We start from the raw sequence: 15945 nt of genomic DNA, 5'->3' as shown, positions 1-15945 counted from the left end.
TTGTCATCGAGTGGGATACGGTAAAATGTGAAGGGTCTAAAATTTTGTTTTATGCTGAATATCGACGGTTTCGTGTAGCTCAGAGAACACGATAACCGCTTCACCTTTTTCCAATTGAGCTTTAACTTGATCAATTTTGTCATGCAAAGAAACCTCGACGGTTCCGTAATCCGTTCCTTCGCGTAAGACGAATTCACGAATTAAGTTTTCCAATGTTTCCGGCGCAATGTCTTGCCATGGAATGATCATAAATACCTCTAACTTTTATGATGAGCGGCTAGTTTACTGCGTTCGTTGCTTGGATACAGCAGAAAGGTAATCTGCGGCGATACTTTCGTAATACGCGGGCAGCGCTTCCTCCAACCAAAACTTAGGTTTTAACGCCGTTCCTGTCAGGAAGCCAACATGGCCACCGTGCTCAAAGAGACGGTAATCAATATTATCTGGCAGAACAAACTTCGGTATCACATCATCGGTCATGAACGGATCGTCTTTGGCATGGATGATCAGTGTGGGTAGCGTGATTTGCTGTAGTTTACTTAAGCCAGAGCATTGGTCGTAATAATCTTGTGCGTCTTTAAAGCCATGCAATGGTGCGGTAATCAAATCATCGAATTCATACAGCCGTGTGACACGTTTGATTGAGTTGTAGGACAGCGCCAGCTCGCCATGCAGTAGATGATGCTTTTGTAACGCGTTACGTTTCAGTGAAGAAAGCAGATAACGGCGATACACTTTTGAAAAGCCTTGTTCTATACGGTTCGCACACGCCGCTAGGTCTAAAGGCGCTGAGATAATAGTCGCTGCATTCAAAATAGGGTGGTCTTTATATTGGGCTAAATAATTCGCCAACATGTTACCGCCAAGAGAAATACCAACCGCAACCTTGGGGTTATCAGGAAAGCGTTGCTCAAGGTGCTCTAAGAAGTGGCGGGCGTCAGTCACTTCACCAGAATGATAGGCGCGAGCTTTCTTGTTTGGCTTACCGCTACAACCGCGGAAATGCATCATCACCGACAGCCATCCAGATTGAGCAAATGCATTCATTAGCCCATTGGCATAAGGGCTATAGAAGCACCCCTCTAATCCATGAAATAAAACAAAAATCGGCTTTTTTTGTGCAGGCTCTTGGGTTGGGTCCTCGCTCCACGCGAGATCGAGAAAGTCGCCATCGGATGTATCGAGGGTTTGCCAAATCGGCGTAAACAACGCTTTTTTGCGAATAAAACGCGGCAAAAGCGTTTGGAGATGCGGGTTTTTGATCCCGGCGGCTGCGAAAAATTGTGTCATACCTAACTGCTCTTATGCGGTCCTTCGGTGTCCGTTGAAGAACTTATTAATATAATCCTTTATAAAGATTATAGGTATTCTACAGATTTATGGGCGTTTTGGTGGTTGAATGTTTGGCACCGGAATAGCAAAGGCTTGCTGCAAATGTTCCCCACCGAGTTGACGACAGTATCTCAACGTCAGTGGGTCATCATCATTTTTGAGTAGTGCAAGTGAGTTAATGCAGTCCACCAAATCCGCTTGTTGCTGCTTTTCTAGTTGCAGCTCAAACTGCAAGGTCTCACGATACAAAGCGTCATTGACTTGAGACTTAAGGTGGCGACGAAGGTCGCGAAAGGAGTGAAGTAAAGTTTCGCTCCTACCTAGACAGTCTTGCACCAAGGGCCAGTCTTTTTCTTGGAAAATGAGTTGCTGCTCATCGAGCCATCTGAGCAGCAGGAGTAGGTTCACGTTGCCGTGATAATTGTTCTGCAATGATAAACACGCTTCTTTCACTTCTCGCACACCATAAAACTGCAGACTGAACTGCCAAAGGTGTTCTAGGGTGAGTGTGTATTCAGCGTGTTGATTACTCATTGATTAAACTCTAGCTCCATCTGCTCCAGTTCTTCCTGAGCAGACATCCATTCCATTTCAATTTCTTCGAGCTCAGCTTTACTGGAAGCTTGAAGTGCCAGCACTTGGTTAAGTTTAGCTTTATTTTCGGCCGCATACAGTGAGTTGTCCGCCAATTGTTCTTCAGCTTCGGCCAGTGCAGCACCTAACTTATCCATTTTACTTTCTAGTTGTGTCAGCGTTTTGCGAATTGGCGCTGTCTGTTTTCGAAACTCTGCATCGCGACGTTTTTGCTCTTTCTTCGCAGCTGCGCTGTTGGCCGTATCTTTGCTTGGCTGCGCAGCCTGCGCTTCTTTGCGTTCCGCTCTTTGTTGTTCGGTTAACCATTTATAATAGTCATTTAAATCACCGTCGAACGGAGCAACTTGTCGATCATGCACTAAATACAAGTCATCGGTCGTAGCGCGCAGTAAATAGCGGTCGTGCGAAACAATCACCATCGCACCTTCGAATGTTTGCAGTGCCATCGTAAGTGCTTGGCGCATGTCCAAGTCTAAGTGGTTGGTCGGTTCATCAAGTAGCAACAGGTTTGGCTTTTGCCACACAATTAAAGCCAATACCAAACGGGCTTTTTCGCCACCAGAAAACGGCGCAACTTTTTCTAGTGCTTTGTCACCTTGGAAGCCAAAGCTACCTAGGTAATCACGTAGCTGCTGTTCGGTTTGATCGGGTGCGATTTGCATCATGTGTTGCAGCGGCGTTTCTTCAGGATGAAGCGTTTCTAACTGGTGCTGAGCGAAGTAACCAATTTTCACGCCTTGTGAGTAAGTTAGGTCACCACCTTGCGCGTTAAGTTCACCAGAGAGCAGCTTGATTAAGGTCGATTTACCCGCACCATTACGGCCGAGTAGACCAATACGACTGCCAGGAACCAAGTTTAAGCGGATCTTCTCTAAGATGAGGTTGTCACCGTAACCTGCAGATACTTCATCCATCATCATGATTGGGTTTGGCAGCGCAGCTGGCTCACGGAATTGAAAGCTAAATGGGTTATCGAATTGAGCTGGCAGTACTTTTTCCATGCGCTCCAAAGCTTTGATACGGCTTTGGGCTTGGCGTGCTTTTGATGCTTTGTAACGGAAGCGGTCGATGTAGCTTTGCATGTGCGACATCTGCTTCTGTTGCTTTTCAAACATCGCTTGTTGCAACACCATCTTTTGTGCGCGTTGGTTTTCGAATGACGAGTAGTTACCCGTGTATTCGTTCAGCTGCTGATTCTCGATGTGAATGATGCGACCAACAATTGGATCAAGGAAGTCTCGGTCGTGCGAGATCAGAATCAGCGTGCCAGGGTAGTTTTGTAGCCAACGCTCTAACCACATTACCGCGTCCAAATCCAAGTGGTTGGTTGGTTCGTCGAGTAGCAGTAGATCAGAACGACACAATAGCGCTTGAGCCAAGTTAAGACGCATACGCCAACCACCCGAGAATTGGGTCAAACTCCAACTCATTTGCTCTTGGCTGAACCCTAAACCATCGAGCAGTTCTGCCGCGCGAGCGCGAATGCTGTAACCACCAATGGTTTCAATTTTACCGTGTATCTCGGCAACTAGGGTTCCGTTGTCTTGTGTTTCTGCTTCAGCTAACTGCTTTTCGAGAGCGCGGTACTCGCGATCACCATCAATGACGTATTCCAGTGCAGTGCGCTCTAGCGCAGGCGTTTCCTGTGCGACCCAGGCCAACTCCCAGTGTTGAGGTTGGCTAAATGAGCCAGCATCAATTGACAGTTCATCTTTCAGTAGGGCAAACAGCGTTGATTTACCGCAGCCGTTTTTGCCCACAAGACCGACTTTATCGCCAGGGTGAATAGTCGCAGAAGCTTGGTCTAAAAGAGGTTTACCGCCACGCAGTAACTGAATATCAGAGAAGGTAATCATAAAGTTTTCATTCACTTTGCGCAGTGCGCGTTGCTTGGTTACATAGCGAAGTGGTTTCAATCGTTTTTAAAGCCACTTGGGTATATATCTAGCGGTGAATAGTAGGGGTATTGGCCGGAAAAGTCGATTGATTCGCTTTAATTGCATTATGCTGTACAAAAAAGTATAACAATTTGATAACGGATAAAAATAACCACAAGGACGACCATTTGGCTGTTGCACCGTCTATTCTCCCAAAAGTTCTGGTCATTTATGCTCATCCAGAGCCACATAACTCGATTGCCAATCAAGTGATGATAAAAAAAGCTCAGTCGCTTGATCACGTCACTGTGCACGATCTTTACGGTGTTTACCCTGATTTCTTTATTGATGTGAATTACGAACATGAGTTGTTGCTCGCTCACGATGTGATTGTATTTCACCACCCACTTTATATGTATTCATGTCCAGCCCTATTAAAAGAGTGGCTAGACCGAGTGTTAGGTAAAGGCTTTGCGTTTGGCGGAGGTGCGGCGCTAGAAGGAAAATACTGGCGCAGTGTCATTACAACAGGTGGTAAAGAAGAAGCCTTCAGCGCGAAGGGGTACAACAAATACCCACTTGAGCAAATCTTGCAACCGTTTGAACTGACGGCAGCCCTATGCCAAATGCACTGGATTGAACCTCTGGTGTTGTATTGGTCAAGAAATGTTTCAGATATTGAACGCTACGAACATGCTGAGTTATACCGTGGATGGCTGAGTAACCCACTTGAAAACTGGCAAGCGGCAGATCGAGGAGGTCAGTATGGCGATCACCAGTGAGTTTCTTCAAAGCAGTGTGGTCTTTCTTTCGGCTGCGGTTATTGCGGTGCCGATTGCTCAGCGCCTTGGGCTTGGCTCGGTTTTAGGTTATTTACTCGCTGGTGTGTTGATTGGCCCATGGGGGCTTGGCTTAATTAGCGACGTTGATGCTATTTTGCATTTTGCCGAGCTTGGGGTTGTGTTGTTACTGTTTTTGATAGGGCTGGAATTAAACCCTAAAAAATTGTGGCAGATGCGAGGGCCGATTTTAGGTTTAGGCGGTGCGCAGGTTGTGGTCACGACCGCCGTGATTGGTAGTGTCGTCAGTATGTTTGGCGTAAGCATGCAAGTGAGTTTAGTGATCGGGATGGGGTTGGCGCTGTCCTCGACGGCGATTGCGCTTAAAGTCATTGAAGAGCAAGGGCTTAATGGTACCGAAACGGGGCAATCTGGTTTTGCGGTGCTGCTCTTTCAAGATATTGCAGTGATCCCGATGCTGGCGATGTTGCCCTTGCTAGCAGGCGGGCATAGTGGTGGAAGTTGGTTGGATGTCTTCACTATTTTAGGCAGTGTGGTAGCACTGTTGATTGGTGGTCACTTTTTACTACGTCCGCTATTTCGTTTTGTCGTGATGAGCGGCGTTCGTGAACTCTTTACCGTTGCTGCACTTTTAGTCGTGCTTGGCATTTCGGTCGTGATGCAAAAGCTCGGCCTTTCGATGGCATTGGGGACTTTTTTAGCAGGCGTTTTGCTGGCAGAGAGTGAGTATCGCCATGAGTTGGAAATCGCTATCGAGCCATTTAAAGGTCTGTTGTTGGGGTTATTCTTTATTGCGGTGGGCATGGCGGTAAACTTGGGGTTATTGGCATTACATCCTTTAGAGATTCTCGGTGCGGTGGTGGCTTTGGTCGTGGTTAAGGGTTTGGTTTTGTATGCATTGGCGAGAGCTGCCCGTGTCGGAGCCAAAGCGAGAAGCCGTATGGCTGCAATTTTGAGCCAAGGCGGTGAGTTTGCCTTTGTCATATTTACCGCGGCGAGCCAAGAGGGCATTTTGTCCAAAGAGCAAGTGGCGTTTCTGTTGGTGGTGGTCAGTCTATCCATGGTGACGACTCCTCTTTTGCTGATGGGACAAAAGAAGTGGTTTGCTCATACCCTGAATCAAGAAGAAGAGGGCATGACCACGAAAGTCGTGGATCGCCGACCACGCGTTATCATTGCAGGCTTTGGACGTTTCGGTCAGATCGTCGGACGTTTAATGTATGCCAATAAAATCAAAGTGACAGTATTAGAAAGTGATGCCAGCCAAATCCACCTATTACGTAAGTATGGTTACAAAGTGTTTTATGGCGATGCTACACAAATTGACCTATTGAGGGCTGCTGGCGCTGATAAAGCGGAAGCATTGATTATTTGTACTGATTCACCTGATGAGGTGATGGCCATCGTGGACATTTGTCGCGTGCACTTCCCGAAACTTAAGTTGTTAGCCCGAGCAAGAAGCCGTGTCGAGGCTTACCAGTTAATGAGTCATGGTGTAGAGAATTACTCTCGTGAAACATTTTTAGGGGCGCTAGATCTCGGTCGCCAAGCGCTCGTAGAACTGGGTATGCATCCTTATCAAGCAAAGCGGGCAGAAGCACATTTTCGCAAGTTGGATAATGCTATGCTTAAGGACTTATTGCCTCAACACAATGAAGATAAGAAATTAGCTCAAAGGGCGAAAGAGGCACGCAAAGAGCTAGAAGAAATATTTGGTCGTGAAATGGAGAGCGACCATCAGTCACCTAATCATTGGAAGTAGTACTTGAGCCAAGACTCAAGCTAAGGAAATAGCGTGAAAATCAAGAAACGTTTTATTGCAGGCGCTAGCTGCCCAAATTGCAGCCAGCAAGATACCCTGCGCTGGTGGATTGAAAATAACATCGAGTTAGTTGAGTGTGTCGAGTGTGAGTTTACAGAGCAGCGCAAACCACAATCTGTAGAGAAAAATAAACACTCAGATCAGGAAATGATCGGAATTTTTAAGCCGGAATAATTGAACTTCGATAATTGATCCCCATAATACACCCAGATATCTCAGTACTTAACCCCATTCAGGTTAAGTCAATTAATCTCCCTGGAGTTAGTATGAAAATTGAAAAGAACGTTGTTGCAAGCCTTGCATACAAAGTAATGATGGAAGACGGTGTCGTTGTTGATCAATCAACAGCAGAAGCACCCCTAGATTACCTTCACGGTCACAACAACCTAATCACAGGTCTTGAAAAAGAACTTGAAGGTAAAGTGGCTGGCGACAAGTTCTCAGTAACGGTAGCTCCTGAAGAAGCTTACGGTGAGCACAACGATGCGCTAGTACAGCGCGTTCCTGCGGACGTATTCCAAGGCGTTGAGCAAATCGAAGTGGGCATGCGCTTCCTAGCTGACACTGACCAAGGTCCAATCCCTGTTGAAGTAACAGAAGTTGACGGCAACGAAGTGGTTGTTGACGGTAACCATATGTTAGCTGGTCAAACACTAACTTTCGAAGTAGAGGTTATGTCTACACGTGAAGCAACAGCAGAAGAGATCGAACACGGTCACATCCACCAAGGTGGTGGCTGTTGTGGTGGTCACGATCATGACCACGATCACGAAGAAGAAGGCGGCTGCTGTGGCGGCGGTAGCTGTGGTTCTCACTAATCATAAGCTCCTTCACTAGATAATCTTATCTAGCAAAGCTTTGAAAAGCGCAAGTTGAGTTTTCAACTTGCGCTTTTTGTTTATCTAAGGTGTAGTGCCAACCATACAAGGAATAACAGTTGGACAAAGTGATGACGAAACCTTTCTCGATTGCCATTCATGGTGGTGCGGGCACCATCTTGCGTGAACAGATGAGCGATGAGCTGCAACAATCCATCTTGGCGGATTTAGAAGCTGCGGTAAAAGCGGGACATCAAATTCTAGAAACGGGCGGTGAAGCCTTAGATGCCGTCGTAGCGGCAGTGAAAGTATTGGAAGACTCTCCTAACTTTAATGCGGGTAAAGGCTCAGTGCTGACCAACAACGAAATGGTTGAAATGGACGCTTCTGTGATGGATGGGCGAAACCTTGCAGCAGGTGCGGTCGCAGGTGTTCGTCATATTAGAAACCCAATTGAGCTCGCTCGTGACGTGATGCGAAACAGCAATCATGTGTTGTTGGTGGGTGAGGGCGCAGAGAAGTTTGCTTTTGAGCAAGGCCATGAGTATACCGAGCAAGATTACTTCTTTACTGATCGCCGTTATGAGCAGTTGCTGTCTATGCGTGAGAAAGGACTGTTTGCTTTGTCGGAATCTCGTTACCCAGATGACCGTAAGCACGGTACGGTTGGTGCGGTAGCGTTAGATCAACAAGGCAACTTAGCCGCTGCCACCAGTACGGGTGGCGTGACGAATAAGAAATACAACCGAGTCGGAGATTCGGCTCTGATTGGTTGTGGTACGGTGGCCGAAAATGGCGTTGTGGCAGTTTCCACTACGGGTGTCGGTGAGTTCTTTATTCGTAAACGTGTTGCGGAAGACGTTGCAGCACGTATGCGTTACTTACAAGAAGATATTCATACGGCTTGTGAACACATTATCCAAGGTGCTCTCAAACAGATGGGCGGAGAGGGCGGTTTGATTGCCATTGATGCTAAAGGTGAGATGCACTTTGCGATGAACAGTTCTGGCATGTACCGAGCAGGCATTAATACGCAAGGCGAGCTGAGCGTTAAAATCTACGCCGACGAATAGCTTCTTCTTGAGTACCTTCTTAAGTAATTAATACAACAAAGCCCAGAACATGTTCTGGGCTTTATGCTATTTGAGCCTGCATTTTAATAATGCGGTGGTGGGGTTTCTTCTGACGGATCGGCTAAATTCGACGAGTCCATATTTTTTACTTTACCTACCACATATTTCATCTGATCGAGCATCTTGGTAATTTGCAGTTGTTGCTGCGATAAAGCGCCGTTCAGATCTTCAATAGTCTGTTCTTGGAACGCAAGCTGACATTCTAAGTCATTAATGCGTGCTTCCAATTGCTGAATGATTTTTTCTGTCATGATCCGTTCTCTAACTGCCAAGCTTGGGCAATACCTGCTGAAGTAGCAGTAATTACGCGTTGTTTTGAATCAAAGGCTGCATCATACACGACCGCACGGGGAGGGCGAGTGTCTTTTTTGGGCTCCACTTCAAATCCACTCATTCGTTTTCCGGTTTGAGTATCCCATATCGACACACGGCCAGAAGGGCTTCCTGTGACTAGTTGAGTCCCGTCGTCAGAAAATCGTGCGGTAGAGAAAATTAATTGGCGTGACCAACTGCTCAACTGTGTGACTTCTTGTCCAGTTTTTAAATTCCAAACAATCGCTTGGTTTCCGCCATCAGATGTCATTGCTAATTTTCCATCTCTTTGCAGGGCCACGCGAACAATTCGTTGTTCATGTTCGAAGGTTCGTAGTACTTGTCCGGTTTCGGTATCCCACAGATACGCTTTATAGTCATTACCTCCGGTTAGGGCGAAGCGCCCATTAGGAGAAATGGCCACGGAATTGACTTTTTCACGATGCGCAAGGAACTCCATGCGACGCCCGGTGACTAAGTTGACATAAATTGCTTTACCGTTGGATAACCCAAGCAGAACTTGTTCACCATTACTGGTGATATCAACGTCGCGAATGAGCGCATCAGAGATAGACCAAAGGCCTTCGGATTGCGTCCAGCCTAGGTCCCAAACTGCGAAGTTCATTTGGCTTGCTGTAATTGCGTAGCGACCATTGTCAGATATGCGGATATGGGAAACCACATTGGCATCGGCATCGAGTTCACCCAGATTGGCTAGTTGTTCATTTTGCTCTAGGTCCCACAACATCAAATGACGTTGTTGAGAATAGAGCAGAGCAAACCGTCCATCTCTGCTAAGTGCGAAGCTCGTCGCACCTTGAGGTTCTATCGGCCAACGCTGCACTTCACGCTCGGCGAAAAAGCAACCATTTAACGTGGTGATGACAATTAAATATAGGAATAAATGAAAAATTCTTTGCATCACATCTAATAATCCGGTTTGTGTCTTAAGACATATAGCTAGTATATTGGTATAACGATTGTCTTCACTAGTCTCATAGAAGATTTGTGCACAACAACCAATGGCAGAGCCATTATTGGGAGAATTTAATGAAATCAGTTTTAAAAGTGTCGCTACTTGCTGCAACAGTTATGCTAGCGGTAGGTTGTCAGAAAGAAGAAACTAAAACAGAAACCGCACCTCAAGCAGAACAAGTTCAAGCAGAAACCGGCAAAGCGGTTCACTTTAAAACCGACGACGACAAAGCGGCATACGCAATCGGTGTTTCATTTGCTAACTACCTAAGCACAAGCATCGACAAGCCAAGCGAAATCGGCATTAATCTTAACAAAGATTTGGTACTAAAAGGTATCGAAGACGTCTTCAAAGGCAATGCTGAATTGAATGAAGAAGAAACACGTGCAGCACTAGAATCTCTAGACAAGCGTGTTGCAGAAAAGATGCAAGCACAAGCGGCTGAGAAAGCAGCTGAAGCGAAAAAAGCTGGCGATGACTTCCGTGCTGAGTTTGAGAAGCAAGAAGGCGTAGTGAAGACAGATACAGGTCTTCTATACCAAGTAATGACACCAGCTGAAGGTGAGAAGCCAAAAGACACTGATACGGTTCAAGTACACTACAAAGGTACTCTGATCGACGGTACTCAGTTCGACAGCTCATACGATCGTGGTGAACCTGCAACGTTCCCACTTAACCGTGTAATCCCAGGTTGGACAGAGGGTGTTCAGCTAATGCCTGTGGGTTCTAAATTCAAATTCGTTATCCCGCCAGAGCTAGCATACGGTGACCAAGACACACCAAGCATTCCTGCTAACTCAACGCTAGTATTTGAAGTTGAGCTGCTAAAAGTTGAGAACGACAACGCAGAGCAATAACAATAAGCTGCGATAAGTTATTGAAAAAGGTCCGTTTAACGGGCCTTTTTTGTTCTAGGTCACTAGTTGGTGAGTTTGCTAGGTTGCTTTTCAAATTTTCTGATAAACTTACACCAATTTGTTGATTTTTCGCTCGAAGGCTTATGACAACTACAGAAACAATAAACGCGGAGATGTTGCTCGAAATGGAATCCGTTAACGTGATGCCGTTTACCGAGCACGACAAAATCATTTTAAGATCTTATGAGGCGGTCGTGGATGGTATCGCCAGCCTGATAGGTCCATTTTGTGAAATCGTTCTTCACTCTCTAGAAGACTTAAATACCTCTGCAATTAAAATCGCTAATGGTGAAAACACGGGGCGCCAAGTCGGTTCACCAATCACTGATTTAGCGCTTAAGATGCTAAAAGACATCGAAGGCTCGGAGCGCAACTTCTCACGTTCGTACTTTACCCGTGCAAAAGGTGGCGTGTTGATGAAGTCGATTACTGTCGCCATTCGTAATGGCGAAAATCGCGTGATTGGTTTGTTGTGTATCAACGTCAACTTGGATGCGCCTTTCTCGCAAGTTCTTCAGTCTTTCATGCCGACGCAAGAAGCGAAAGAAGCGGCTTCCTCGGTCAACTTTGCTAGTGATGTAGAAGAGCTGGTGGATCAAACTGTTGAACGCACCATCGAAGAGATCAATGCGGATAAGTCCGTGTCTAACAACACCAAAAATCGCCAGATCGTGATGGAGTTGTACGACAAAGGTATCTTCGATATTAAAGATGCCATCAACCGTGTCGCGGATCGCCTTAATATTTCAAAACACACCGTTTACTTGTACATTCGTCAACGTAAAACCGAGGATGATGAAAGGTGAGCAAACTGACTTACACGTTAGTGGTGAATGGTCCCGTTTATGGCAGCCAGTCAGCGCGCAGTGCTTATCAGTTCGCCAAAGCGGTGATAGAGCAAGGCCATCAGCTAGTGAGCGTCTTCTTTTATCAAGATGGTGTGACTAATGGTACTGCTTTGAGTGTGCCAGCCAACGATGAGTTTGATCTCAATAAGGCGTGGCAGTTTTTGGCTAAAGAGCATGGTGTTCGCCTAGAAACTTGTGTCGCGGCCGCTTTGCGTCGCGGGATTGTAAGTGAAGAAGAAGCGAATCAACATGGTTTGGTTCAGAACAATCTAGCCGATGGTTTTGAACAAGCAGGCTTAGGTAGCCTAGCTGAAGCGATGTTAACCCAAGACAGAGTGGTACAGTTTTGAGTCAGTTAACTTATCTATTTCGTAGTGCGCCGCATGGCAGTGCAGCTGGTCGTGAAGGTGTGGATGCACTGTTAGCCGCGTCGGCTTACTGTGAAGATATTAGCGTCATTTTCATGGGTGACGGGGTATACCAGCTTCTACTCGGACAAGACCCCAACAATATTTTGAGTAAAGATTACGCGCCGATGTTAAAGCTTTTCGATTTATACGACATCGAACAAGTCTTTGTGTGTTCAGAGTCGTTAACCCAGCGAGGTTTGGCGCAAGCGGATTTAGTCATTGAAGCCCAAGCGTTAAGCTCAGAACAGCTCAAAGATAAGTTACAACACGCTGGCAAGCTACTGTCTTTTTGAGGAAGTTATGTTACACATCATAAAAACAGTCTCTGCTCTAGAAGACGCTATGCCTTTATGCAGTGAACAGGATGACATCTTACTTATAGAAGATGCAGTGTACGCTGCTAACTCGCAACATAAAGCATTTTCCCATCTAAAAAACCGCAGCGTATTTGTGTTAGAGAGCGATGCACAAGCTCGCGGTATTGCAAATCGTATCAGTCCATCGCTGACGATTGTGAATTATTCAGGCTTCGTTGAACTAACAGCAAAACAGGATAAATCCCTAACTTGGGATTGAACAAGATTTGCTGTCGACAAAGCTTTACGGATGAATTGTTCTAATTGAACAAAAAAGATCCGTATATTTCTTGACACACCTCTCACTGCTGCATAGAATTTTGCGTCCCTAACTGCATTGGCAGTTGGGGATAGATTTTTCACAAAGCTTACTTTCAAGTAAATCAGGAGCTAGTTAATGGCAACTATTAACCAGTTGGTACGTAAGCCACGTGCAAAGCAAGTTGTTAAAAGCAACGTGCCTGCACTAGAAGCGTGCCCACAAAAACGTGGTGTATGTACTCGTGTTTACACTACTACACCTAAAAAACCTAACTCAGCACTTCGTAAAGTTTGTCGTGTACGTCTGACAAACGGCTTCGAAGTTACATCGTACATCGGCGGTGAAGGTCACAACCTTCAAGAGCACTCAGTTGTTCTAATCCGTGGTGGTCGTGTTAAAGACCTTCCAGGTGTGCGTTACCACACTGTTCGCGGCGCACTAGACTGTGCTGGCGTAAATGACCGTAAACAAGGTCGTTCTAAGTACGGTGTGAAGCGTCCTAAGTCTTAATGGATTCCGTTAAGTAAGGCCAAACACTAAATTATTTTTAATTTTTTGAAAAAACTGAAAAGTTTTGGATAAAACCTGAAGAAGACAACGGAGATAAATCCATGCCACGTCGTCGCGTCATTGGTCAGCGTAAGATCCTTCCAGATCCAAAATTCAAATCTGAATTGCTGGCAAAATTCGTTAACATCCTAATGGTTGACGGTAAAAAATCTACTGCAGAGAAAATCGTTTACACTGCACTAGATGCTATGGCTGAAAAGTCTGGTAAAGACCACTTAGCTATTTTTGAAGAAGCTCTTGAAAACGTTCGCCCAGCGGTAGAGGTTAAATCTCGCCGTGTTGGTGGTTCAACTTACCAAGTACCTGTAGAAGTACGTCCGGTTCGCCGTAACGCACTTGCTATGCGTTGGTTGGTTGAAGCTGCGCGCAAGCGTGGTGAAAAATCTATGGCTCAACGCCTAGCTGCTGAAATGCTAGACGCGTCTGAGAACAAAGGTACTGCGGTTAAGAAACGTGAAGACGTTCACCGCATGGCTGACGCAAACAAAGCGTTCGCTCATTACCGTTGGTAATACCTTCTGTGCTGCGAGGTTCTCTCGCAGCACTTTTCTATACTCTAAGGTACACCTTAGTAAGAGGATACAATCGTGGCTCGTAAAACTCCTATTGAGCTATACCGTAATATCGGTATCTGTGCTCACGTAGATGCAGGAAAAACAACCACAACTGAGCGTATTCTGTTCTACACTGGCCTTTCTCACAAAATCGGCGAAGTTCACGATGGTGCAGCAACCATGGACTGGATGGAGCAGGAGCAGGAGCGTGGTATCACTATCACATCCGCTGCGACTACTACATTCTGGCGTGGTATGGAAGCACAGTTCCCTGAGCATCGCGTAAACATCATTGATACCCCTGGACACGTTGACTTTACTATCGAAGTAGAGCGTTCTCTTCGTGTACTTGATGGTGCTGTGGTTGTGTTCTGTGGCTCATCTGGTGTTGAACCTCAGTCTGAAACTGTATGGCGTCAAGCAGACAAATACCACGTTCCACGTTTGGTATTTGTAAACAAGATGGACCGTGCGGGCGCAGACTTCCTACGCGTTGTGAACCAAATTAAGAATCGTCTTGGTGCGACTCCTGTTCCAATCCAGCTGAACGTTGGTGCGGAAGATGAGTTCAGAGGTGTCATCGACCTTATCAAGATGAAAATGATCAACTGGAATGATGCCGATCAAGGCACTTCGTTTACTTACGAAGACATCCCAGCTGACATGATTGAACTTGCTGAAGAGTGGCGTAACCACATGGTTGAATCCGCTGCTGAAGCTAGCGAAGAGCTGATGGACAAGTACCTTGAAGAAGGTGAATTGACTGAAGCTGAGCTCAAACAAGCTTTACGTACTCGCACACTAAATAACGAAATCGTACTGGCTACTTGTGGTAGTGCGTTTAAGAACAAAGGTGTTCAAGCGGTACTGGATGCAGTAGTTGAGTTCTTGCCATCGCCAGTTGACGTACCTGCAATTAAAGGTGTCGACGAAAGAGAAAATGAAGTTGAGCGTCATGCTGACGACAACGAACCTTTCTCTGCGCTAGCGTTTAAGATTGCGACTGACCCATTCGTGGGCACGTTAACTTTCATGCGTGTTTACTCCGGTGTTGTAAACTCGGGTGACGCTGTTTACAACTCAGTAAAAGAGAAGAAAGAGCGTTTCGGTCGTATCGTTCAGATGCATGCGAATAAGCGTGAAGAAGTGAAAGAAGTTCGCGCTGGTGATATTGCAGCTGCTATCGGTCTGAAAGATGTAACAACAGGTGACACACTGTGTGATCAGAACCACAAAGTGATTCTAGAACGCATGGAGTTCCCTGAACCAGTTATTCAGATTGCTGTAGAGCCTCGTTCTAAGGCAGACCAAGAGAAAATGGCTATCGCGCTAGGTAAACTAGCAGCGGAAGATCCATCATTCCGCGTGGAAACGGACGACGAATCAGGTCAGACTCTGATCTCAGGTATGGGTGAACTTCACCTAGACATTATCGTTGATCGTATGAAGCGTGAATTCAGCGTTGATTGTAACGTTGGTAAACCTCAGGTTGCTTACCGTGAAACCATTCGTGGTAAAGCGGAAGTTGAAGGTAAGTTTGTTCGTCAATCAGGTGGTCGTGGTCAATACGGTCATGTTTGGGTCAAACTTGAGCCTTCTGAGCCTGGTGAAGGTTTCGTATTCGTAGACGAAATCGTGGGCGGTGTGATTCCTAAGGAATACATCAGTTCGGTATCGAAAGGTATCGAAGAGCAAATGAATAGTGGTGTTCTAGCGGGTTACCCTGTACTAGATATTAAAGCTACACTATTTGATGGTTCTTACCACGATGTAGACTCAAGCGAGATGGCGTTTAAGATCGCTGGCTCGATGGCATTCAAGAAAGGTGCACTAGAAGCACAACCTGTGATTCTAGAACCTATGATGAATGTCGAAGTAACCACTCCGGAAGACTGGATGGGTGACGTTGTTGGTGACCTAAACCGTCGTCGCGGTATCATTGAAGGCATGGACGAAGGTGTGGCTGGTCTTAAGATCATCCGTGCTCAAGTACCACTATCCGAAATGTTCGGTTACGCAACTGATCTACGTTCTGCAACTCAAGGCCGTGCGTCTTACTCTATGGAGTTTCACGAGTACGCTGAAGTGCCGAAAAACTTCGCAGATAAAATTATTGCAGAGCGTGGTTACTAATTGACGATTGAACTGCAAAAAGTTTACGACTTTTTGCGAGATCAGGGCGTCCAAATATTGCGCTAACGGGCGTTGGCGCATAAAATAACAATTTCTGGCGCGTCGTCGATCAATAATGATCACGACGAATCATAACTAGGAAGGAACACGATCGTGTCTAAAGAAAAATTTGAACGTACGAAACCGCACGTTAACGTTGGTACTATCGGCCACGTTGACCACGGTAAAACA

Annotated in this window: 19 protein-coding genes; 13 read left to right on the top strand and 6 right to left on the bottom strand. The window is 46.0% G+C overall.

From position 1 onward, the window contains the following. Nucleotides 1–36 precede the first annotated feature (36 nt). From R7Z78_RS22580 to R7Z78_RS22565, 4 genes are all read right to left on the bottom strand, one after another. The gene (locus R7Z78_RS22580) at nt 37–249 is read right to left on the bottom strand and encodes a YheU family protein (protein WP_005381436.1); all 213 of its coding nucleotides are present in this window, start codon (nt 247–249) and stop codon (nt 37–39) included. 33 nt (nt 250–282) lie between these two features. Then, entirely contained in the window at nt 283–1290 is a 1008-nt protein-coding gene (locus R7Z78_RS22575; protein ID WP_017633737.1) for a hydrolase, read from the bottom strand. An 87-nt stretch (nt 1291–1377) separates the two neighbouring features. Next, entirely contained in the window at nt 1378–1866 is a 489-nt protein-coding gene (locus R7Z78_RS22570) for a TIGR02444 family protein (RefSeq protein ID WP_017633738.1), read from the bottom strand. Continuing rightward, the gene (locus R7Z78_RS22565; RefSeq protein WP_017633739.1) at nt 1863–3782 is read right to left on the bottom strand and encodes an ABC transporter ATP-binding protein; all 1920 of its coding nucleotides are present in this window, start codon (nt 3780–3782) and stop codon (nt 1863–1865) included. Before R7Z78_RS22565 ends, R7Z78_RS22570 begins: the two co-directional genes overlap by 4 nt. Before the next feature lie 209 nt (nt 3783–3991). Between R7Z78_RS22565 and kefG the strand changes: the two genes are divergently transcribed. From kefG to R7Z78_RS22540, 5 genes are all read left to right on the top strand, one after another. After that, nucleotides 3992–4585: a glutathione-regulated potassium-efflux system ancillary protein KefG gene (gene kefG, locus R7Z78_RS22560; RefSeq protein ID WP_005381444.1), complete on the top strand. Its 594-nt coding sequence runs from the start codon at nt 3992–3994 to the stop codon at nt 4583–4585. Beyond that, nucleotides 4569–6365 carry a glutathione-regulated potassium-efflux system protein KefB gene (kefB, locus tag R7Z78_RS22555; protein WP_017633740.1) on the top strand — a complete coding sequence of 599 codons (1797 nt, stop codon included), beginning with the start codon at nt 4569–4571 and terminating at the stop codon, nt 6363–6365. Before kefG ends, kefB begins: the two co-directional genes overlap by 17 nt. 33 nt (nt 6366–6398) lie before the next feature. Then, on the top strand, nt 6399–6599 hold the full coding sequence (locus tag R7Z78_RS22550; protein WP_005381449.1) for a YheV family putative zinc ribbon protein: 201 nt from the start codon (nt 6399–6401) through the stop codon (nt 6597–6599). Between the two features lie 92 nt (nt 6600–6691). After that, nucleotides 6692–7243 carry a peptidylprolyl isomerase gene (slyD, locus tag R7Z78_RS22545; protein WP_005381451.1) on the top strand — a complete coding sequence of 184 codons (552 nt, stop codon included), beginning with the start codon at nt 6692–6694 and terminating at the stop codon, nt 7241–7243. A gap of 131 nt (nt 7244–7374) precedes the next feature. Further along, nucleotides 7375–8316, top strand: a complete 942-nt coding sequence (locus tag R7Z78_RS22540) for an isoaspartyl peptidase/L-asparaginase family protein (RefSeq protein WP_031777285.1) — start codon at nt 7375–7377, stop codon at nt 8314–8316. An 83-nt stretch (nt 8317–8399) separates the two neighbouring features. On the opposite strand, the gene R7Z78_RS22535 is transcribed toward R7Z78_RS22540, so the two are convergent. Together R7Z78_RS22535 and R7Z78_RS22530 are read right to left on the bottom strand one after the other, a co-directional pair. Then, entirely contained in the window at nt 8400–8627 is a 228-nt protein-coding gene (locus R7Z78_RS22535; RefSeq protein WP_005381455.1) for a SlyX family protein, read from the bottom strand. Then, nucleotides 8624–9610 carry a WD40 repeat domain-containing protein gene (locus R7Z78_RS22530; RefSeq protein ID WP_017633742.1) on the bottom strand — a complete coding sequence of 329 codons (987 nt, stop codon included), beginning with the start codon at nt 9608–9610 and terminating at the stop codon, nt 8624–8626. The genes R7Z78_RS22535 and R7Z78_RS22530 overlap by 4 nt, the downstream gene beginning before the upstream one ends. A gap of 128 nt (nt 9611–9738) precedes the next feature. Between R7Z78_RS22530 and fkpA the strand changes: the two genes are divergently transcribed. The 8 genes from fkpA to fusA all read left to right on the top strand — a co-directional run bounded on the left by fkpA (nt 9739) and on the right by fusA (nt 15714). Next, nucleotides 9739–10521, top strand: coding sequence for an FKBP-type peptidyl-prolyl cis-trans isomerase (gene fkpA / locus R7Z78_RS22525; protein WP_017821751.1), 783 nt, complete (start codon nt 9739–9741; stop codon nt 10519–10521). A 143-nt stretch (nt 10522–10664) separates the two neighbouring features. After that, a complete protein-coding gene (locus R7Z78_RS22520; protein ID WP_005382804.1) occupies nt 10665–11387 on the top strand; it encodes a transcriptional regulator in 723 nt (240 codons plus the stop codon). Then, nucleotides 11384–11779, top strand: coding sequence for a sulfurtransferase complex subunit TusD (tusD, locus tag R7Z78_RS22515; RefSeq protein ID WP_005382803.1), 396 nt, complete (start codon nt 11384–11386; stop codon nt 11777–11779). The genes R7Z78_RS22520 and tusD overlap by 4 nt, the downstream gene beginning before the upstream one ends. Then, nucleotides 11776–12132, top strand: a complete 357-nt coding sequence (tusC, locus tag R7Z78_RS22510) for a sulfurtransferase complex subunit TusC (protein WP_005382801.1) — start codon at nt 11776–11778, stop codon at nt 12130–12132. Before tusD ends, tusC begins: the two co-directional genes overlap by 4 nt. Nucleotides 12133–12139: 7 nt before the next feature. Then, the gene (tusB, locus tag R7Z78_RS22505) at nt 12140–12415 is read left to right on the top strand and encodes a sulfurtransferase complex subunit TusB (RefSeq protein ID WP_005382799.1); all 276 of its coding nucleotides are present in this window, start codon (nt 12140–12142) and stop codon (nt 12413–12415) included. Between the two features lie 177 nt (nt 12416–12592). Beyond that, on the top strand, nt 12593–12967 hold the full coding sequence (rpsL, locus tag R7Z78_RS22500; RefSeq protein WP_004399892.1) for a 30S ribosomal protein S12: 375 nt from the start codon (nt 12593–12595) through the stop codon (nt 12965–12967). Nucleotides 12968–13068: 101 nt separating this feature from the next. Then, on the top strand, nt 13069–13539 hold the full coding sequence (gene rpsG, locus R7Z78_RS22495; protein ID WP_005382796.1) for a 30S ribosomal protein S7: 471 nt from the start codon (nt 13069–13071) through the stop codon (nt 13537–13539). Nucleotides 13540–13614: 75 nt separating this feature from the next. Next, complete coding sequence (gene fusA, locus R7Z78_RS22490) at nt 13615–15714, top strand: elongation factor G (RefSeq protein ID WP_005382794.1); 2100 nt, start codon at nt 13615–13617, stop codon at nt 15712–15714. Nucleotides 15715–15945 lie beyond the last annotated feature (231 nt).

The organism is Vibrio sp. 1167, assembly GCF_033340375.1.
Classification (GTDB): domain Bacteria; phylum Pseudomonadota; class Gammaproteobacteria; order Enterobacterales; family Vibrionaceae; genus Vibrio; species Vibrio alginolyticus.
The sequence above is the reverse complement of the archived record's forward strand: the minus strand, read 5'-3'. Positions and strand labels throughout refer to the sequence as shown.